The organism is Amycolatopsis sp. NPDC049253, from assembly GCF_040678995.1.
Taxonomy (GTDB): Bacteria; Actinomycetota; Actinomycetes; order Mycobacteriales; family Pseudonocardiaceae; genus Amycolatopsis.
In genome coordinates this window covers 61,569-81,541 of the sequence record NZ_JBFAQX010000018.1, presented here as the reverse complement: position 1 = coordinate 81,541, position 19,973 = coordinate 61,569, and the positions used below count along the sequence as shown (strand labels likewise).

General features: G+C 72.6%; 16 protein-coding genes and 1 pseudogene. 9 read left to right on the top strand and 8 right to left on the bottom strand.

Annotated features, from left to right (window positions below):
- Window positions 1-657: a hypothetical protein gene (locus tag AB0K15_RS32230; protein WP_364058925.1), complete on the top strand. Its 657-nt coding sequence runs from the start codon at window positions 1-3 to the stop codon at window positions 655-657.
- On the opposite strand, the gene AB0K15_RS32225 is transcribed toward AB0K15_RS32230, so the two are convergent.
- The 3 genes and pseudogenes from AB0K15_RS32225 to AB0K15_RS32215 form a co-directional block, all read right to left on the bottom strand.
- The gene (locus AB0K15_RS32225; protein ID WP_364058922.1) at window positions 629-904 is read right to left on the bottom strand and encodes a hypothetical protein; all 276 of its coding nucleotides are present in this window, start codon (window positions 902-904) and stop codon (window positions 629-631) included. The genes AB0K15_RS32230 and AB0K15_RS32225 overlap by 29 nt on opposite strands.
- Before the next feature lie 89 nt (window positions 905-993).
- A pseudogene (locus AB0K15_RS32220) lies at window positions 994-2,232 on the bottom strand (YibE/F family protein); the annotation flags it as partial.
- Between the two features lie 895 nt (window positions 2,233-3,127).
- Window positions 3,128-4,105 carry a GlxA family transcriptional regulator gene (locus tag AB0K15_RS32215; RefSeq protein ID WP_364058919.1) on the bottom strand — a complete coding sequence of 326 codons (978 nt, stop codon included), beginning with the start codon at window positions 4,103-4,105 and terminating at the stop codon, window positions 3,128-3,130.
- Between the two features lie 98 nt (window positions 4,106-4,203).
- Here AB0K15_RS32215 and AB0K15_RS32210 point away from each other — a divergent pair, with 98 nt between their 5' ends.
- From AB0K15_RS32210 to AB0K15_RS32190, 5 genes are all read left to right on the top strand, one after another.
- The gene (locus tag AB0K15_RS32210; RefSeq protein WP_364058916.1) at window positions 4,204-4,905 is read left to right on the top strand and encodes a DJ-1/PfpI family protein; all 702 of its coding nucleotides are present in this window, start codon (window positions 4,204-4,206) and stop codon (window positions 4,903-4,905) included.
- Between the two features lie 157 nt (window positions 4,906-5,062).
- A complete protein-coding gene (locus AB0K15_RS32205; RefSeq protein ID WP_364058913.1) occupies window positions 5,063-8,023 on the top strand; it encodes a BTAD domain-containing putative transcriptional regulator in 2,961 nt (986 codons plus the stop codon).
- Between the two features lie 98 nt (window positions 8,024-8,121).
- Complete coding sequence (locus tag AB0K15_RS32200; protein WP_364058910.1) at window positions 8,122-8,628, top strand: hypothetical protein; 507 nt, start codon at window positions 8,122-8,124, stop codon at window positions 8,626-8,628.
- Window positions 8,629-8,828: 200 nt separating this feature from the next.
- The gene (locus tag AB0K15_RS32195; RefSeq protein WP_364058907.1) at window positions 8,829-9,182 is read left to right on the top strand and encodes an STAS domain-containing protein; all 354 of its coding nucleotides are present in this window, start codon (window positions 8,829-8,831) and stop codon (window positions 9,180-9,182) included.
- 111 nt (window positions 9,183-9,293) lie between these two features.
- Window positions 9,294-9,692, top strand: coding sequence for an SPW repeat protein (locus AB0K15_RS32190; RefSeq protein WP_364058904.1), 399 nt, complete (start codon window positions 9,294-9,296; stop codon window positions 9,690-9,692).
- Here AB0K15_RS32190 and AB0K15_RS32185 read toward each other — a convergent pair.
- Window positions 9,676-10,965 carry a DNA polymerase ligase N-terminal domain-containing protein gene (locus AB0K15_RS32185; RefSeq protein ID WP_364058901.1) on the bottom strand — a complete coding sequence of 430 codons (1,290 nt, stop codon included), beginning with the start codon at window positions 10,963-10,965 and terminating at the stop codon, window positions 9,676-9,678. The two genes, AB0K15_RS32190 and AB0K15_RS32185, sit on opposite strands and share 17 nt — an antisense overlap.
- Before the next feature lie 170 nt (window positions 10,966-11,135).
- A complete protein-coding gene (locus tag AB0K15_RS32180) occupies window positions 11,136-11,885 on the bottom strand; it encodes an SRPBCC domain-containing protein (protein ID WP_364058898.1) in 750 nt (249 codons plus the stop codon).
- A gap of 120 nt (window positions 11,886-12,005) precedes the next feature.
- On the opposite strand from AB0K15_RS32180, the gene AB0K15_RS32175 reads away from it, so the two are divergent.
- Entirely contained in the window at window positions 12,006-13,754 is a 1,749-nt protein-coding gene (locus AB0K15_RS32175) for a pyruvate dehydrogenase (RefSeq protein ID WP_364058895.1), read from the top strand.
- A gap of 84 nt (window positions 13,755-13,838) precedes the next feature.
- Here the strand turns inward: AB0K15_RS32175 and AB0K15_RS32170 are convergent, their stop codons facing one another.
- The 3 genes from AB0K15_RS32170 to AB0K15_RS32160 all read right to left on the bottom strand — a co-directional run bounded on the left by AB0K15_RS32170 (window position 13,839) and on the right by AB0K15_RS32160 (window position 18,284).
- On the bottom strand, window positions 13,839-15,728 hold the full coding sequence (locus AB0K15_RS32170; protein ID WP_364059162.1) for an ABC transporter ATP-binding protein: 1,890 nt from the start codon (window positions 15,726-15,728) through the stop codon (window positions 13,839-13,841).
- A 116-nt stretch (window positions 15,729-15,844) separates the two neighbouring features.
- Window positions 15,845-17,578, bottom strand: coding sequence for an ABC transporter ATP-binding protein (locus AB0K15_RS32165; RefSeq protein WP_364058892.1), 1,734 nt, complete (start codon window positions 17,576-17,578; stop codon window positions 15,845-15,847).
- 64 nt (window positions 17,579-17,642) lie between these two features.
- Complete coding sequence (locus AB0K15_RS32160) at window positions 17,643-18,284, bottom strand: TetR family transcriptional regulator (RefSeq protein WP_364058890.1); 642 nt, start codon at window positions 18,282-18,284, stop codon at window positions 17,643-17,645.
- A 236-nt stretch (window positions 18,285-18,520) separates the two neighbouring features.
- Between AB0K15_RS32160 and AB0K15_RS32155 the strand changes: the two genes are divergently transcribed.
- Window positions 18,521-19,411: a Ku protein gene (locus AB0K15_RS32155; protein ID WP_364058887.1), complete on the top strand. Its 891-nt coding sequence runs from the start codon at window positions 18,521-18,523 to the stop codon at window positions 19,409-19,411.
- 198 nt (window positions 19,412-19,609) lie between these two features.
- The gene (locus AB0K15_RS32150; RefSeq protein ID WP_364058884.1) at window positions 19,610-19,822 is read left to right on the top strand and encodes a hypothetical protein; all 213 of its coding nucleotides are present in this window, start codon (window positions 19,610-19,612) and stop codon (window positions 19,820-19,822) included.
- Window positions 19,823-19,973: the final 151 nt, after the last annotated feature.

The following is a 19,973-nucleotide window of genomic DNA, read 5'->3' as shown; positions in this document are numbered from 1 at the left end:
ATGACCGAGCAGGACGGCGTCAAGGGCGCACCGGAACGGCTGCCGCTGTTCGCCGAGGACGCGAAGCTCACGCGCCGGCGCGCGTGGTCCGGCTTCATCGGCGCGGTGATCGTGGCCGCGGCGTTCGGCGGCATCGCGGGCCTGATCGGCGGGCAGCTGGTGGGGCTGATTGTCGCGGTCGTCGTGGCGCTTCCCTTGCTGTACATCGTGCTTTACACGCTGCGCCGCCGGATCTGGCTCGAAGGCACGACGCTGGTCGTGCGCACGTGGGGCATCCGCCGCATCGGGCTCGTCGAGGCGGAGCGGCTCGACATCGTGATCGGCGACGTGCGCGGCACCCGCACGGTGAGCCTGCTCGTGAACGCGGGCAAGCGGCGCAAGACCGTGAAGGTCGACCTCGCCGTGTTCGCCGGCACGGGCGGGCGCGAGCTGGGCGCGCTGCAGCTGCGCCGGGTCGCCGACGCGCTGCTGAACAACACCGAGGCCAACGGGCTGGTGTTCTCCGAGCTGCTGGTGGCGGAGCTGCGGTCGGAAGCGCGGGGCGACGCCGTGGCCGAGCGGCCGCTGTACCGGCTCGCGTCGGCCGCCCCGGCCGGGCGCTACGTCCAGCGGTTCCCGATGGAGGCCGTCAGCCGCTTCGTCGCGACGCTGGAGTGACGCGGTTCTTCGAGGCTTCCTCCATGCCGTCGACGCGGGCGCGGATCTGCTCCACCTGGTCGGCCAGATCCGGCAGCTCCTCGGCGACGTAGGCGAGCAGGCGCTCGAGGTGGTGCAGCGTCGCCCGCACGTCGTCGAGCGCGCTCGCGATCCGCGGGACGGCCTCGGCCGCCTCCGGCAAGGCCGCGAACAGGCGCCGGACCAGGTGCACGGTGACCCGCGGTCCCGCCAGTACGGCTGAGAACACGACCCCTCCTCGGGTACGGATGTACTCGCCTCGGTCGCGGCCTTCGTACCGCAGCCACCGGGTCCGGTTCCCGCCGGGGTTCGCTGGTGTTACTGGTGTGACGAGGGAATATCCGTGGTGCTCACGAGGTGGTCGACGGGCTCGCGTGCCGCGATCAGCGCCGCCAGGATCGTCGTCACGGGGACCGCCGCGACGATGCCCACGGACCCCGCGAGCGTGCGGATGATCTCCGACGCGATGTCCTCGCTGCCGAGCAGCGCGCCGAGCCCGACGCCCGAGATCGACGAGTACAGCAGCACCGGCAGCGCGGCGCCGGCGTAGGCCATCACGAGAGTGTTCACGGCCGAGCCGACGTGGTCACGGCCGATTCGCAGGCCCGCGCGGTAGAGCTCTCGCCACCCCAGCGAAGGGTTTGCGCGCCGCAGTTCCCAGACGGCGCTGGTCTGCGTCACCGTCACGTCGTCGAGCACACCGAGCGCGCCGATCACGACGCCGGCGAGCAGCAGGCCGCGCGCGTCGATGCCGTGGCCGAGCGAGCCGATGAGCGTGGACGTGCTGTCGTCGAGACCGGTGAGCGAGGCACCGACGGAGAAGATCGCCGACAGGATGCCGATCAGCGCGAGGCTCACCAATGTGCCGAGCACCGCCACCGACGTTCTCGCCGACAGCCCGTGGGTCAGGTACAGCGCGACGAACATGATCGCGCCGGCACCCGCGATGGCGACCAGGAGCGGGTTCTCGCCGGCGAGGATCGAGGGGAGCACGAACAGCACGATCACCACGAAGCTCAGCACCAGCGCGACGAGCGCCGCGAGCCCCTGCCAGCGGCCGAGCACCAGCACGGCGAGGGCGAACAGCGCGGCCAGCAGCACGAGCGGCGTGCCGCGCTGGAAGTCGACGAGCTGGAACGACGCCGGGTCGGTGGCGTTGCCGCCGTTGTAGGCGAGAACCACCTTGTCGCCGGTGGAGAAGCGCGGCGTGCTCGGCTCGATCGGCACGATGAGCCGCAGGGGTTTTCCGTCGCCCGGGCCGTCGGTCATCGTCAGGTCGACGGTGAGGCACGGTTTCTGGTCGGGGTCGGTGTCGGCCCCGACCTGCACCTGGCCGTTCGCGAGGCACGGTCCCGTGGCGGTCGCCGTGATCGACGCCTGCACCGGCGTGCCCTGCGGCACCACACTCGTCGGTGACGCCTTGCCCCACGGGTACAGCACGACCATGCCGACGACCGTCGCGAGGGCGAGCGGGACGAGCAGCCACATGAGGAGCTTGCGGACGCGGGTGGAGGCGGGGGCGGCCGGGCCGTGGCCGTGGCCGTGTCCATGACCGTGCCCGTGTGCCTGCGCGGTGAGTGCGGCGCGGAGGCCCTTGTGTGCGGGCGGTCCGGCGGGTTCCGGCGCTTCGTCCGGGCTTGCGGTGGTGCGGGGGCGGCGGCCGGTGGCGGGAGGAGTGTCGCCGGTGCGGCGGCCGGTGACCGGCCGGGCCCCGTCGGCGTCGGGTGACGGGGAATCGTCGGTGGCGCGTGAGGTTTCGCCGTCGCGGCGCGCTTGTCCCGGGGTGCGGCGGGAGGGCGCGGTTTCGCGGCTCTGGCGGCTAGTGGGCGGCGAGTCGCTGTCGGCGTAGGGCAGCGGGGTTTCGCCGGTGCGGCGCGCTTGTCCGTCGGCTTGGGGTGAGGGCGGCAGCGGAGTTTCACCGGTGCGGCGCGCAGGTTGGCCGCCCCGTCGGCCGGTCGGCGGAGGGGTCTCGCCGCGGCGGCGCGGGGGGACCGGGGTTTCGCCGGTGCGGCGGCCGGCGGGTGGCGGGGTTGCGTCGGCGTGGCGCGAAGGCAGCGGAGCCTGCCCGGTTCGGCCGTCGCCGGTGGGGCGGCTCGCCGGTGGGGGCGTGTCTCCGCGGCGGCGGCCGGCCGGAGGGGGAGTCTCGCCGGAGCGGCGTGGTGGCTGGGTTTCGCCCGTGCGGCGGCCGGCGGGGTTGTCGCCGGAACGCGGCGTGGCTCGGCGCACCGGCTCTTCCACTCCGGGCCAGGCGGGCTCGTCGCCCGTGCGGGGGCGGCGGGGCCGGGCCGCGGACGCCGGAGGAGCGGCGGGGTCGCCGGCCACACGGCGGATGGGGCCGGTGTCGGCGGTGTCGTCGGGGTAGTCGGGCGGTGCCACGGCGCACATCCTGCACTCACGCCGTGGCCGTCACCCGTACCGGGTGGGGACGACCCGGTCGATTCCGGCGTTTCGCTCAGCCGAGCGCCTGGCGCAGGTGCACCCGGCGGTAGGCGGACGGCGGGGTGTCGAAGTGGTCGAGGAAGGCCTGGCGCAGCGTCTCGGTGGAGCCGAAGCCGCAGCGGCGGGCGATGGCGGCCAGGGGCAGGTCGGTGCCCGCGAGCAGGCGGGCGGCGTGCTCGGCGCGGACGGTGCGCACGTACTTGCCGGGCGTGGTGCCGAGGTGCGCGTCGAACAACCTGGTCAGCTGGCGCGTGCTGATGCCCGCCTGCCGGGCCAGCACCGGCGTGCCGAGGTCCTCGCCCAGGTGTTCGGCGACGAACGCGGTGAGGTCGCGCACCTGCCGGTGCTCGGGCGGCGGGCCGGACAGGAACATGCTCACCTGGGCCTGGTTGCCGGGCCGCTGCAGGTAGGTCACGAGGGCGCGGGCGGCCTCGCGGGCGAGGGTCGGGCCGTGGTCCTCCTCGACGAACGCCAGCGCGAGGTCGAGCCCGCTGGTGACGCCGGCGGAGGTGTAGACGTCGCCGTGGCGGATGAACAGCGGCACCGGGTCCACGGTCACCGACGGGTACTTCGCGGCGAGCTGCGCCGCGTACGCCCAGTGCGTGGTCGCGCGGCGGCCGCTCAGCAGGCCGGCGGCGGCGAGCACGGTGGAGCCGGTGCAGACCGACGCCGTGCGCGTGCTGTCGCGGGAGAGGCGGCGGACGTGTTCGAGGAGGCGCTCGTCGCCCGCCGCCGCGCGGTGGCCGAGACCGCCGGAGACGACGATCGTGTGCAGCGGCCCCGAAACCTGGTCGAGCCGCACGTGGGGCGTCAGCGTGATGCCGGATTGGCAGCGGAACGGGTGTCCGTCCACAGTGGCCAGCCGCAGGGCGTAGCCCGGGCGCGCGCCGAGCCGGTTGGCGGCGTCGAGCGCGTCGGAGACGCACGCGATGTCCAGCAGTTCGGCGTCGGGGTACGCGACGATCACGACCTGCCGTTCTGGCCCCGGCATGATCGAACGTTAGCAGGTCAGCAGGCCGATCGACATGGTTCGCAGGATTACGGACATCGCCCTCCCGTCCGCGCGCCCGCGGGGGCACGGTGGGACGCATGACCGAGAAGACGTTCGCCTTTGTCCTCTACCCCGGCCTCACGGTGCTCGACCTCGTGGGCCCGCTCCAGGTGCTGAGTCAGTTCGCCATGGCGGATCAGGACTTCCGCGTGGTGGTCGTGGGCGAGACCCTCGACCCGATCGGCACCGACACGCCCCTGCGGATCGCGCCCAGCCACACCTTCGCCGACGTCCGCGAGCCCTACGGCGTCCTCGTCCCGGGCGGCTCCGCGCCGACCCTGGAGGCGCTCGCGAACCGGCCGCTGATCGACTACCTGGCCACGACCGCGCGCACGGCAGAGCTGATGACGTCCGTCTGCACCGGCGCCCTGCTCCTCGGCGAGGCCGGCCTCCTCGACGGCCGCGAGGCCACCACCCACTGGATGTGTCGCGACCTGCTGCGCGCCTTCGGCGCCACCCCGGTCGCCCGCCGCTGGGTCGACGCCGGCCCCGTGATCACCGCCGCGGGCGTCTCGGCGGGCATCGACCTGGCCCTGCACCTCGTCGACCGCCTCGCGGGCCCCGATGTCGCCCGCACCGTCCAGTTCGGCATCGAATACGACCCGGAGCCGCCGCTGGGTCCGCTCGACTGGTCGAGCGCCCCGCACGGCGCGCTGAAGCCGTTGCTGGAACACGCCCTGGGCGACCACGTCCTGGCCGACCGGCCGGACCTGAAGGCGAAGCTGCTCGCGCACGCCTGAGCCGGGACCGCGGCGGGAAGGGACCGTTCGCACCAGGCCGGCCCCGGGCACCCTTCCAACGAGGTGGGCCATCCGGGTGAGGACCGGTCGAACAGCCGGGGGCGCAGGTACTTTCGGGTCGCTCGATCAGGTGATGTGCGGCCGGGGGGAGCTTGCGGTGCGGTTCCAGGTCCTCGGTCCGCTGGCGGCGACCGTCGCGTTGCCGTCGGCGGCACAGCCGCGGCGGTTGCTCGCGTTGTTGCTCGCGCGACCCAACGAGGTGGTCGGGCGGGCGACGATCGTCGACGAGCTGTGGCCCGACGGGGCGCCGCCGAGTGCGGCGGCGATCGTGCAGGTGACGGTGTCGAAGCTGCGCAAGGCGGTGTCGCCCGGGCTGGCCGCGGACGACCCGGGCCAACGGCTCAAGTCGGGGCCGCGGGGCTACGTCCTCAGGGTGGCCGAGGGGGAGCTCGACGCCGCGGAGTTCGTCGCGCTCGCATCGGCCGGGCTGGCGGCGGAGGACACCCGGGCGAAGCAAGACCTGCTGACCAGGGCACTCGCCTGCTGGCGGGGCGGGGCGTTCTGCGACGTCGCGACGGGACCGCTCGTCGAGGCGCACGAGGTGTGGCTGGAGGACCGCCGCCGGACGGTCCTGCTGCAGCTGGTGGAGCTGCAGCTCGCCGAAGGCGACGGACAGGCCGTGGTGCACCGGCTCGCTCCCGTCGTGGCGGCGCGGCCCGCCGATGAACGGCTGGCCGGCCGCCTCGCCGGGGCGCTGGCGGGGCTGGGCCGCCGCGACGCCGCGCTCGACGTGCTGCGCCGCACGCGCCGCGCGCTGTGGGATGAGGCCGGCGTGGTGCCCGGGCCGGAGCTCGACGCGCTGTACCGCCGCATCGCCGGCGCCGAGTGGACGGCCGGCGGCCCGCCCGCGCAGCTGCCCGCACCCGTGCCCGACTTCACCGGCCGCGCAACGGAACTGGCCGCCGTCGCGCGGCACCTGCGCGCGCCCGCGCCCGTCGTGGTCCACGGCGGCGCCGGAGCGGGCAAGAGCGCGCTCGCGGTGCAGGCCGCGTGGCGGGCGCGGCGCCGCTTCCCCGACGGGCAGCTCACCGCCGACCTCGCCACCACCGAACCCCGCGACGTCCTGATCGCGTTCCTGCGCGCCCTCGGCGCCCCCGCCGCCGAGCTCACGGGCGACCTCACGGCCCTCGTCGCCGCTTGGCGCAGCCACACCGTCGACCGGCGCCTGGTCGTCCTGCTCGAAAACGCGCGCACCGAAGGCCAGATCCGGCCCCTGCTGCCGAGCGGCTCGGGCTGCGGCATCCTCGTGACGGCGCGGCGGCCGCTGCCGGGACTGGTGGCGGCCAGGCCCGTTCCGGTCGGCGAAATGTCCACTGTGGACGCCCGGGCCCTGCTCACCGCCGTGGCCGGCGACGCACGGATCGCGGCCGAGCCCGCCGCCGCCGACGAAGTGGTCGCGCGCTGCGCCGGGCTTCCCCTCGCCGTTCGCATCGCCGGGCTGCGACTGGCCGCGCGGCCGCACCTGCGGATCGCCGACCTGGCCACCCGCCTCGGCGACGACCGCCGCGTCCTCGACGAGCTCGCCTCCGGCGACGTCAGCGTCCGCACGGCCGTTCTCCCGACGCTGCGCGACTGCGCCGCGGAAGACCGCGATCTCCTGCGCCTGCTCGGCCTGTTCCGCCGCCCCGTGCCCGACTGGTGCGCCGCCGCGCTGCTCGACGTCCGCCCCGCCGAAGCCCGCGACCGACTCGAGGCCCTCGCCGACACCCACCTCCTGGTCGCCGACGACCACGGCCGCCACGCCGTCCCCCGCTTCGTCCGCCTCGGCCTTGCGCGGCTGCCCGGCGAACCCGACCGGGCCGCGCTGAACCGCACCCTCGAAGCCGTGCTCGCGCTCGCCGAACGCGTGCTTTCCGTCCTGGACAAGGGGTTCACCCCGGCCGGACCGCCGTTCACCCCGCCCGACGTCGGAGCGGCCCGCACCGCGACCGCCGACCCCGATGCCTGGCGACGCCGGGAAACCGAGCTCGTCGCCACGGCGGCCCGGCTCGCCGGCCGCCACCACTGGCACGCGCTGGCCGCCCGGCTCTCCGACGCCTGCGCGGCCCTGGCCGGCACGCCGTGGCTCGGCCGTTCCGCGAGAGCGGTCTCGGTCGTCGGCCTCGCCGCGGCCCGCCGCCTCGGCGACCGCCCGGCCGAGGCGGGCAAGCTCTTCACCCTCGCCTCCGTCCACTGGCAGCTGGGCCGCTCGCGCCAGGCCCGCACCTACTTCGCCATGGCCGGCACGCGCTTCAAGGCCCTCGGCGACCCGCGCGGCCGCGGCGCAGCGCTGGTCGCGCTGGCCGATCTCGACGCCGACGCCGGCCAGGCCGAGCTCGCCGTCGAAGAGCTGCGCGAAGCCCTGGAGCTCCTGCGTGCCTGCGGCGACGTGCGGGGCCAGGCCATCGCGGCCGCCCAGTTCGGCGGCCTGTCGGAAGACCTGGGCGACATCCGCCGGGCCGTGGAGAGCTTCGAAGCCGCCCTGCTGCTCGCCGGGGACTGCGCCGGCCGCTGGCACGACCAGGTCGCCAAGCGCTACGCCGACGTGCTGCGCCGCCTCGGCCGCACCGACCGCGCCGCCGACCTGCTGGCGGGCGCGCTCGGCGGCGCCGTCCGCACGCGTGAGCGCCACTGGGAGGCCCACGTCCTGCGCAGCCTCGGCGACCTCCACACCGACGCCGGCGAGGTCGCCGAGGGCGAACGCTGCCTCACGCGGTCGCTGGACCTGTTCGAGCAGATCGGCCACCGGCACGCGGCCGCCTACACCCACCGCAGCCTCGCCGAGACCCGTCTGTGCGCGGCGGACCCGGCCGGCGCGCAGCAGCACCTGCGCCGCGCCATGGCCGTGTTCCGCGACCTGCACGACCGGCGCGGCACGGGTTACGCGCTGCTGAGCCTCGGCAAACTGCAAGCCGGCGTGGGCGAAGCCCCCGGTGCCCTGTCCGAGGCCGCGCATGTCTTCCGCGGCCTCGGCTTCCCGCTGTGGGAGCTGTGCGCGTTGCGGGAGCTCAACGCCGCTTCGGGTGATTCACCCGTCGGCGACCGGGCTCGTGAAGTCTTGGCGAAGATCAGGATCTGACGCCCGCCTCGGCGACGCGGCCGCGCCGGCGTTTGGCGATCGTATGGAGCCGCGCACTTGGCTGCCCCTCGTTCCCGGTCCCCACGAGGAGGCAAGTCATGCGCGTTCCTCCGATGCTGCCCAAGGCGGCCGTCGGACTGGCCGCCGCGGCGGCCATGACGGTGCTCGGCACGGCGACGGCTTCGGCCGCACCCGCCGTCACCAAGCTGACGCAGTCCCAAGCGGCGTCGCAGCTGTCCGCGGCGGGTGTCACGCACTCGTCCAGCGGCGGGTGCACCACGCGGTCGAACTCCACCTGCACGTCGTTCGAGCAGATCAACCAGACCACGGTCAGCGGCGTGATCACGCTCAAGCGAGCCAGCGGCTGCGCGATCAACATCACCGGCGGCACCGAGGTCGGCCACGCCTCGGGCACCTACAGCCACTACAACGGCTACAAGGTGGACATCTCGCACAACAGCTGCATCGACGCCTACATCAAGAACAGCTTCTCCTACATCGGCCTGCGCGGCGACGGCTACCCGCAGTGGCAGGCCCCCTCCAGCAATCTCTACTGCGACGAGGGCAACCACTGGGACATCACCTACTACACCAGCGGCGGCTGATCGGACGCTGCGTTCGCACCGGCCGCGCGGCCAGGCCGGGGACTGCCCACCACTGAGGGCGATGGGCAGTCCCCGGCCCGGCCCAGCAGCACCGATGACCGGTCCGCGGCCGTTCGCTCACTCCGGGTGACTCGTGAGGTCGCCCACCTGCGCGCCGCGCGGGGGTTGACCGGGCCGGGGGAGCGCGTACCGTCAGGCCAATGCCCCAGCGCCGAGGGGATTCCGGCCTCACCCTCCTGACCACCGTCCGCGACGACGACCTCGTGCTCGTCACCGCCGCGGGCGAGATCGACGCCGCCTCGGTCGGCGACTTCCGGACGGTGCTGGCCGAAGCGTGCGTGGTGGGGGAGAAGCTCGTGGTCGACCTCTCGCGAGTCGGCTTCCTCAGCTGCGCCGGCCTGCGGGTGCTGGAGGAGACGAGCCGTACACGCCCCGCGTTGTCCGTGGTCGCGACCGGACGGCTCGTGCTGCGGGTCTTCGACGTCACGGGCGCCGCCCAAGCCCTCGACGTGCGGCCGCGGCTCGTGGACGCCTGCGCGGCCGCCCGCGCCTGACCGGCCGCCGAACGGGTGGAGATCACCCGGCCCCGTGCGAGCCGCGCCGATCGTGGGTACCCCACCGGTGAACCCGATCATGGGAACCCGACTACGGCGAGGTGATCCGGGATGTCCACCACGACCGAACGCACCGGCGCGAACGGCGCTGTCGGCGCACTGGTCGGCGGCGCCGCGGGGCTGGCCGTGCTGGCCGGTCTGTACTTGATCATCGGCCCGTGGCTGGCGCGGTTCGGCGGCGCCGCCGAGCTCGCGATCAGCAACACGGTGGCCGGTCTGGCGATCATCGTGCTCGCCGCCGTGCGAGCGCGCACCACGCGCCCGCAGGCCCTCACATGGATCCTGCCGGTGCTCGGCGTCTGGGCCGCGGTGTCCCCGCTGGTCCTGCGCTACGGCGACGAGACCGCGCCCTCGGCGGGAGCGTTGACGGGCAACATCATCGCCGGTGCCGTCGTGCTGCTGGCCGGCATCGCGCTGTGCCTGCGCCGCCCGGCTACCCGGGCTCGCTGAGCAGCCCGCGCCAGCGCGGCGCGGACTTCGGCCCGTGCACGACCTCCGCGGCGAGCACGGGCCGCACCCAGCGCGCGTCGGGGTGGTCGGGCACGTCGGCGAACGGCGGCCGCGGTTGTTCCAGCCCCGCGAGCGCCGCGGCGAGGGAGCCGAGTTCCTCCTGGGAGAAGCCGACTCCGACGCTGCCCGCGTAGCGCAGGCCCGCGCCGTCGGGCACGGCCAGCAGCAGTGAGCCGAACGTGCCCGCTCGTCGGCCGCCGCCGGGGCGCCAGCCGGCGATGAGCACCCGGCGCACGTCCGGGGATGCCACGAACAGCCAGTCCGTGTTCGCCCGGCCCGGCCGGTACGGGCTGCTCCGGCGTTTCGCGAGAAGTCCGGGCAGGCCGTGGTCCCGGCTCGCCCGCGCGACCGCGCCGCCGTCGCCGAGGTGGGTCGGCGGCACCCGCCAGTGGTCCCCGGTGAGACCCAGGTCGTCGAGCAGCGCGCGGCGTTCGACGTAGGACAGGTCGAGGCGCGAGCGGCCGTCGAGGTGCAGCACGTCGGAGGCGAAGAAGAACGCGGGGTGCCGGTCCACGAGCCGGCGCGCCGCGTCGGGGTCGGCTTCCGCGCGGCGGCGCAGCCCTGCCGGGTCGGGCCGGCCCGCGGCGAACACCACGATCTGCCCGTCCAGCAACGCTTCCGTGGATCCGAGCTGCGCGGCGAGACCACGCAGCTCCGGGTAGCGCGCGGTCACGTCGGCGCCGGTCTCGTCGACGGCCGTCACGCGCGCGCCGCCCGCGCGCACGACGGTGCGACGGCCCGGCCACGCGAACTCGTACGCCCAGTCGCCGTCCTCGGCGGTGGAGGGCATGCGGCCCGGGCGCGCGGGCATCGGCGCGAGGAACCGCGGTGTGTCCTCGTGGCCGGGCTCGGCGGGGTCGAGGCGGCGCAGCCGCCAGCCGTCCGCCGATCCGTCGCCGCGGTCGAGCTCGTAGCGGCCCCGCAGCCGTTCGCCGTACAGCACGAACTCGATGTGGTGCTCGTGCCAGTGCACGGTTTCGTAGCGGCCGCGGTCCCACACCTCGACCGTCCCCGCGCCGTACTCGCCCGCCGGGATCTCGCCTTCGAAGTCCGCGTAGTCCACCGGCTGGTCGTCGATGCGGATCGCGAGCCGCCCGCGGCCGGGGGAGCGGGGCAGGCCGCGCGGGACGGTCCACGACGTGAGCACCCCGCCGCGTTCGAGGCGGAAATCCCAGTGCAGCCGCGACGCGCGGTGCTCCTGGACCACGAACACGCCACGATTCTCGACGGGGTGCTCATCAGCAGGGTGTTCGTCGGCAGGGTGCTCGGGGAGCGGTTCGGGAGCCTGGCCGAGTGCGCGTCGGCGCCGGCGTTCGGCGAGTTCGTCCGCCATCGCAGGCGTGGCACCCCCGTCCCTTAGGGTGCGCCCACCTTAGCGCCCGCTCACGCCAGCACGCGCTCGAGCCACGCCTGCCAGGCCTTGCCTTCTTGTTCGGCGTCGGCGTCGGCGGCGAACAGGTGGTGCCCGATCGCGATCGGCATCCCCATCCCGGACCGCTCGTGGAAGCGGTAGAGCGCGTCCGGGGTCCGGATGCCCGCGTAGTGCGGGGTCGTGTAGTCGAGGATCCCGTCGACGGTGCCGGCGCCGTCGACCGCGAACCGCACCGGCTGCCCCGCCTCGGGCGCCTCCGGCAGGCCGAGCGCGCGCACCAGCTTCGGCCAGGCTTCGACCGAAGCCGAGGACTCCGGACCGGCGGCGATCACGAACCGCGCGCGGCGGCCGGGGAAGTACCGCAGGAGCTCGCCGAGCGTGTGCAGGTACATCTCCCAGCCGTGGCTGAAACCTTCGTGGTACTCCTCGCCCCAGTCCTGCGCGGTGAAGCCGTGGTGGATGAAGCGCAGCACCGACGTGCCGCCCTCGGCCGCCTCCACGAGGAACTCGAACGCGTCGAAGCTGCCGTCGGGTGCCGGCGTGGCGCGGTAGGCGAACCGCCGCGGGGGTTCCCACGTGGTGATCTCGGCTTCGCTGATGAACTCGCCCATGGCGAAGCGGACGCGCCGCGCCTGCGCGTCGACCTCGTGCTTGCCCATGAACCACGAGTCGATGCCCGGTCCCGTGGCCACGGCGTCCCACACGGCCTCCGGGGGCGCGGGCAGCCGGACCTGCTTGGTTATGTCGAACTCGTGGGTCATGACCGGTTCCTCCTCGCCTGACGGAAACCCACCGTGTCATTGACAAGAATAGTTGTCAAGGGCGAGCGACGTTCGCCGGGAGGTGCGAGACTGCCGGGGAACCGAGGGAAAGGACCGCTCATGGCGACCGTGGCCGACCAGCTGATCGACGTTCTCGTGCAGTCCGGTGTGCGCCGCATCTACGGCGTGGTCGGCGACAGCCTCAACCCCGTCGTCGACGCCGTGCGCCGCACCGGCGGCTCGGCCCGCGGCGGGATCGACTGGGTGCACGTGCGCAACGAGGAGGCCGGTGCGTTCGCCGCGGCCGCGGAGGCGCAGCTCACGGGTGAGCTGGCCGTGTGCGCGGGCAGCTGTGGTCCCGGCAACCTGCACCTGCTGCAAGGGGTCTACGACGCGCACCGCTCGGGCGCGCCGGTGCTCGCGCTCGCGTCGCACATCCCGTCGACGCAGATCGGCACCGGCTTCTTCCAGGAGACGCACCCGCAGCAGCTGTTCGCGGAGTGCTCGCACTACTGCGAGCTGGTGAGCGGGCCCGAGCAGATGCCGCGGCTCGCGCGGATCGCGGTGCAGAACGCCGTGGGCCGGCGCGGCGCGGCCGTGCTGGTGCTGCCCGGCGACGTCTCGCACGAGTCCGCCGTGAACCCGACGGGGGTGTCGGCGCCGCTCGGCACCCCGCCGGCCATCGTGCCGGCCGCCGCCGACGTCGACCGGCTCGTGGAGCGGATCAACCGCGCCGAGAAGGTGATGATCATGGCCGGCGCGGGCTGCCGCGACGCCCATCAAGACCTCCTCGCGCTGGCGGACACCATCGGCGCGCCGGTCGGGCATTCCCTGCGGGGCAAGGAGTACGTGCAGTACGACAACCCGTTCGACGTCGGCATGAGCGGCCTGCTCGGCTACGGCTCCTGCTACGACGCGATGCACGAGGCCGACCTCGTGCTGCTGCTCGGCACCGACTTCCCGTACAACACGTTCCTGCCGCAGCGCAACACCGTGCAGGTGGACATCGACCCGGCCCGCATCGGCCGCCGTTCGGTGCTCGAGTTCGGCGTGCTGGGCGACGTCGGCGCGACGATCCGCGCCGCCCTGCCGCGGCTTCGGCGGCGCGAGGACCGCTCGTTCCTGCACAGCATGCTGCACAAGCACGAACGCAGCCTGCAGCGCGTGGTCGACGCCTACACCAGCGACGTCGCGCAGCGCGTGCCCCTGCATCCCGAGTACGTCGCCGACATCCTCGACGAGGAGGCGGCCGACGACGCGGTGTTCACCGTGGACACCGGAATGGGCAACGTGTGGGCGGCCCGCTACGTCACGCCCAACGGCCGCCGCCGGCTGATCGGCTCGTTCGTGCACGGCAGCATGGCCAACGCCCTGCCGCACGCCATCGGCGTGCAGTCGGCCGCGCCGGGCCGCCAGGTCGTGGCGATGTGCGGCGACGGCGGGCTGGCGATGCTGATGGGGGAGCTGCTCACGCTGAAGACCCACGCGCTGCCCGTGAAAGCCGTGGTGTTCAACAACTCCTCGCTCGGCATGGTGAAGCTCGAGATGCTCGTGGACGGCCTGCCCGAGTTCGGCACCGACCACGACTCCGTCGACTTCGCCGCCATCGCCCGCGCGGCCGGCCTGCACTCGCGCCGGGTCGAGAAGCCGGCCGACGTGCGCGAGGGCATCCGCGAGATCCTCGACCACGACGGCCCCGCGGTGCTCGACGTCGTGACCGATCCCAACGCGCTCTCGATCCCGCCGAACATCACCGCCGCCCAGGTGCGTGGCTTCGCGCTCGCCGCCAGCCGCACCGTCCTCGGCGGCGGGGTCGGCAAGATGCTGCAGCTGGCGAAGTCCAACCTCCGCAACGTGCCCCGCCCGTAGCACCCGGCCCCGGAAAACGAGACCGGGGCGGCGCCGCCGTGGTTCACCACAGCGGCACCGCCCCGGATCGGACAGCCCGGCGGATCAGTCCGTCTCGGCCATCGCCTCGGCGAACTGCGCCGCGTACAGGCGGGAGTACGCGCCGCCCGCGTGCAGCAGGGTTTGGTGGTCGCCCTGCTCCACGATGCGGCCCGACTCCATCACCAGGATCACGTCCGCGTCGCGGATCGTGGACAGGCGGTGGGCGATCACGAAGCTCGTGCGGCCCTCGCGCAGCGAGTTCATCGCGTGCTGGATGAGCACCTCCGTGCGGGTGTCCACGGAGCTGGTCGCCTCGTCGAGGATGAGGATGGCCGGCTTCGCGAGGAACGCCCGTGCCACCGTGATCAGCTGCTTCTCGCCGGCGCTGACCGTGCCGCCCTCGTCGTCGATCACCGTGGCGTAGCCGTCGGGCAGCGTGCGCACGAAACGGTCCACGTAGGTCGCCGTGGCCGCTTCCACGACCTGCTCGTGGGTCACGTCGTCGGCGCCGTAGGCGATGTTCTCCTCGATGGTCCCGCCGAACAGCCACGCGTCCTGCAGGACCATGCCGGTCTTGTCGCGCAGCTCCTCGCGGTCCATCTTCGCGATGTCGACGCCGTCGAGCGTGATGCGCCCGCTGTCGATCTCGTAGAACCGCATCAGCAGGTTCACCAGCGTGGTCTTGCCGGCACCGGTGGGTCCGACGATCGCGACCGTCTGGCCCGGCTCCACCGTGAGCGAGAGGTTCTCGATCAGCGGCGTGTCCTCGAGATAGCGGAAGGACACGTCGTGGAACTCGACCTTGCCGTGGACCACGGCCGGTCGCTGCGGATCCGCCGGCTCGGGTTCCTGCTCCTTCGCGTCGAGCAGCGCGAACACCCGCTCGGCCGAGGCGACACCGGACTGCAGCAGGTTCGCCATGCTCGCGATCTGCGTCACCGGCTGGCTGAACTGACGCGAGTACTGGATGAACGCCTGCACGTCGCCCAGCGTCAGGCTGCCCGACGCCACGCGCAGCGCGCCGATCACGGCCACCAGCACGTAGTTCAGGTTGCCGATGAACATCATCGCCGGCTGGATCGTGCCGGAGATGAACTGTGCCCGGAAGCTCGCGTTGTACAGCGTGTCGTTCTGCTCGCGGAACGTCGCTTCGGCCTCTTCGCGCCGCCCGAAGACCTTCACCAGCGAGTGGCCGGTGTACATCTCCTCGATGTGCGCGTTGAGCTTCCCGGTCGTCGCCCACTGCTTGATGAACTGCGGCTGCGCGCGCTTGCCGATCTTGGCCGCGACGAACACCGACGCGGGCACCGTCAGCAGCGCGATGATCGCGAGCAGCGGCGAGATCAGGAACATCATCACCAGCACGCCGATCACCGTCAGCACCGACGTGACGATCTGCGCGAGCGTCTGCTGCAACGACTGCGCGAGGTTGTCGATGTCGTTGGTGACGCGGCTGAGCACCTCACCGCGCGGCTGGCGGTCGAAGTAGCGCAGCGGCAGCCGCGCGAGCTTCTCCTCCACGTCGCGGCGCAGCGAGTGCACCGCGCCCTGCACGAGGCTCGTCGTCAGGCGCGCCTGGATCAGGCCGAAGAACGACGCGATCACGTACAGCGCCAGCACGATCAGCAGCACCTGGCCCACGGCCGTGAAGTCGATGCCCTGGCCCGGCACGATGTCGGCGCGCGCGAAGATGTCCGCGAGCGTGGTGTTGCCCTGCGCCCGCAGGCCCGCGACGACCGCGTCCTTCGTGACACCGGCGGGCAGGCCCTTGCCGATCACGCCCGCGAAGATCAGGTCGGTGGCGCGCGCCAGGATCTTCGGCCCGATCACGGTCAGCGTGACGCTCAGGGTGCCGAGCACCAGCACCCCGACCAACGCGGCGCGCTGCGGCCGCAGCAGGCGCAGCAGCCGGGCCAGCGACCCCTTGAAGTCCATGGCCTTCTCCGGCGGCATGCCGCCGGCCATGAACCGCCCCGGCCCCGCGGCCGGCGCGACGTTCTTGTTGCGTGCCGCCGTCGGCCGCTCGCCGACCTCGGTCGCGACGGCTCCCGAAGTGCTCTCTTCCTCGCTCACGCCGCCTCCTGTTCGGTCAGCTGCGAAAGCACGATCTCGCGATACGTTTCGTTGCCGTCCATCAGTTCGTGGTGGGTTCCGGTGCCGACGACGCGCCCGTCGTCGAGGACGATGATGCGGTCGGCGCCCCGGATGGTGCTCACGCGCTGCGCGACGATGACCACCGTCGCCTCGCGGGTCTCGTCGGTCAGCGCGCGGCGCAGCGCCGCGTCGGTGGCGTAGTCCAGCGCGCTGAACGAGTCGTCGAACAGGTAGATCTCCGGTTTGTGCACCAGCATCCGCGCGATGGCGAGACGCTGGCGCTGCCCGCCCGAGACGTTCGTGCCGCCCTGGGCGATCGGGGAGTCGAGCCCTTCGGGCATCTTCTGCACGAAGTCCTTGCCCTGCGCCACTTCCAGCGCGTGCCAGAGCTCCTCGTCGGTGGCGTCCGGGTTGCCGTAACGCAGGTTGCTCGCCACCGTGCCCGCGAACAGGTACGGCTTCTGCGGCACCATCCCCACGGCCGAGGCAAGCACGGCCGGGTCGAGTTCGCGGACGTCGACGCCGTCCACGCGGACGGTGCCGGCGGTGGCGTCCATGAGCCGGGGGATCAGGTTGAGCAGCGTGGTCTTGCCGCTGCCGGTGCTGCCGATCACGGCGGTGGTCTCACCGGGCCGCGCGCTCAGCGAGATGTCGCGCAGCACCGCCTTCTCCGCGCCGGGGTAGCAGAACTCGACGCCGGTCAGCTCCAGCACGCCGTGCACGCGGCCGGGGGAGACCGGCGCGAGCGGCGGGCGGACGCTCGACTCGGTGTCGAGGACCTCGGAGATGCGCTCGGCGCTCACCTCGGCGCGCGGCACCATCATGAACATGAAGGTGGCCATCATGACCGACATCAGGATCTGCAGCAGGTAGGCCAGGAACGCGGTGAGCGCGCCGATCTGCATCGAGCCGCTCTCGATGCGGTGCCCGCCGAACCACAGCACGGCGACGCTCGAGACGTTGACCACGAGCATCACGGTCGGGAACATCAGCGCCATCAGCCGGCCGACGCGCAGCGACACGGTGAGCAGCTCGTCGTTGGCCTGGCCGAAGCGTTCCCGCTCGCGCTGGTCGCGCACGAACGCGCGGATCACGCGGATGCCCATGATCTGCTCGCGCATCACCTGGTTGATCTTGTCGATGCGCACCTGCATGAGCCGGAACGCCGGGCGCATGCGGGCGATGATCAGGCCCACGGCGACGCCCAGCACCGGCACGATCACCAGCAGCAGAGACGAGAGCGGCACGTCCTGGTTCAGCGCCAGGAGGATGCCGCCGACGCACATGATCGGCGCCGACACCATCAGCGTCAGCGTCATCAGCACGAGCATCTGGATCTGCTGCACGTCGTTGGTGGTGCGGGTGATGAGCGAGGGCGTGCCGAACTGGCCGACCTCGCGGGCGGAGAAGTCCTGGACCCGGTGGAACACCGAGCCTCGCACGTCGCGGCCCAGGGACATGGCGGTGCGCGCGCCGAAGTAGACGGCACCGACCGAGCCGGCGATCTGCACCAGCGTGACCAGCAGCATCATGGCGCCGATCCGCATGATGTAGCCGGTGTCGCCTTTCACGAGCCCGTTGTCGACGATGTCGGCGTTGAGCGTTGGCAGGTACAGCGCGGCGAGCGTCTGTATCAACTGCAGGACGACGACCAGCCAGATGGTCGTCTTGTAGGGGCGCAGATGACTGCGCAACAGCCGGATCAGCACGGGACGGTTCTCCCCCAGGGTGGTGTTCTGTGGTGGTGTGTCTGTTTTGGACGGTTCGGGTGGCTCATGGTGCGGTGGCGCTCGCCGCGGCCGCGGCCAGGGTGGGCATGCCCGCGGACGCCTCCCGCAGCAGGTCCACGAACGTAGGCAGGAACTCCGTGTCCGGCCCGGAGGTAAGCCACGTGTGGAACGCGATGCGGGAAGCGCTCTGTACAATCCCCGCGAGCATCCTCGCGTGCAACGGATTTGCGGTGCCGCCCGCCCGTTCGGTGACCGCTTCGGCCAGGACGCGCTCCACGGTGGCGTGCGCGCGCAGCATTTCCGCGAACAGCCCGGCGTTGCGCAGCATGTCGCGCATGCGGCGCACGTCCTCGCGCCGGGGTGAGCCGTCACGCGAGGCCTGGTCCACCGCCGCGTTGATCACGGCCTCCCACAGCGGTTCGTGCGCGGGCCGGGCCCGCAGTGCCTCCCGCACGCGTTCCTGCTGCGCGACGATGAACGAGCAGACCGCCTCCTCCTTGCTGGAGAAGTAGTTGTTGAACGTGCGCGGCGACACGCCGACCTCGCTCGCGATGTCCTCGACCCGCAGCTGGTCCAGGCCGCGCTCGAGCGCGAGCCGCAGCGCCGCGGCACCCAGTGCCTGCCGGGCCGCCAGCTTCTTGCGCTCGCGCAGCCCGAGCACGGGCGTCGCGGGTTCGGGGGTCATGGGCATCAGCGTAGCAAAAGTGCGGGGCACGCAATAATCTGCGTGCCCCGCACTTTTGCGGGAACGCGGGTTCGGGGTAATCGCTACCCCGGGTGACCGGCTCCGCGCGGTCGTCGCAGGTCAGGCTGGGCCGGTCGGGAGCCGCGCCGACCGGCGGGACTGTCGGGATCGGATGATCCGGGCTACGGTTGTTACCGAGCGTGAGTGGAACACCGGCGGACGGCGGAGGAGCGCGCATGCGGTCGATGTGGAAGGGCTCGGTGTCGTTCGGGCTGGTCAGCATCCCGATCCAGCTGTACGCGGCCACAGAGAACAAGAACGTCTCGCTGCGCCAGGTGCACGTGTCCGACGGCGGCCGCATCCAGTACAAGCGCTTTTGCACGGTCGACGGGCAGGAGGTGCCCTACGCCGAGATCGCCAAGGGTTACGAGCTGCCCGACGGCGAGATGGTCGTGATCACCGACGCCGACCTCGCCGACCTGCCGCTGGCCACGCAGCGCACGATCGACGTGCTGGAGTTCGTGCCGCTCGAGTCGATCGATCCGATCCAGTTCGACAAGACCTACTACCTCGAACCGCAGAAGAACGCCGTCAAGCCGTACGTGGTGCTGCGCGACGCGCTGCACAAGGCCGGCCACGTGGCCATCGCCAAGGTCGCCGTGCGCCAGCGCGAGAGCCTGGCGCTGCTGCGCGTGGTGTCCGACGTGCTCGTGATGACCACGATGCTCTGGCCCGACGAGGTGCGCACGCCCGATTTCCCGTTCCTGCGCGAGGATCCGCCCCAGGTGCGCCCGCAGGAGCTGACCATGGCCGGCTCACTGATCGATTCGCTGTCGGAACCGGTTCTCGAGTCCGAAAAGTACACCGACGGCTACCGCGAGGCGCTCGAATCCGTGATCGAGGCCAAGGTCTCGGGCAACGAGACGACGAAACCCGGTGCGGTGGGGGCGAAAGCCGACGTGGTCGACCTCATGGCGGCGCTCGAGGCGAGCGTCTCCGAAGCCCGCAAGTCGCGCTCGGCCGCGCCGGCCAAGAGCACCTCGTCGCGCTCGCGCAAGGCGGCCTCCGACGAGGAGAAGCCGGCCAAGAAGGCTGCTCCGCGCACGCGGCGGCCGAAGAGCGCCTGAGCGAGCTTTTCCCGTCGGGCGGCGGGAAAGCCGCAGGCAATCCCCGCCGGACCGGGATCACCGGACCGGGTGCGGCGACACGCCGCCCGTATGCCAGACTCTGGCGCTCACCGGTGGTACCAAGAAGCTGTCCGGTCTGATAAGAGCCGGTCGCGAACGACCCGGTTCGAGAGCACGAGAGCGGAAGGCGGCCTGAGCATGGAGTGCGCGTTCTGCACCAGCGGGATCGACCACTGTCACGGCACCCTGGTGGTTCACCCGGACGGCGGGTTCGCCGAGTGCACGCACGAGAGCTGCGCGAACCTCGACCGCGTCCGCCACGCCCTGATCATCGACTGCCACACCGTCGACGCGGAGTGCTCCTGCACGCTCGCCGTCGAGGTCGAGGCGGAGCTTCGACAGGCTTCCTGAGCCCTCCCGCGGCCCAGCGACCGTGAAGGCCTCGTTCCCCGGCAACCCGGGGAACGAGGCCTTCACGGTTTTCCGCCGGGGGTTTCCCTTCCGCCCCGGATCCTTACCCGATCGTGTATGCAGCTGTGTACACCGGCTTGGCGATGTGCTA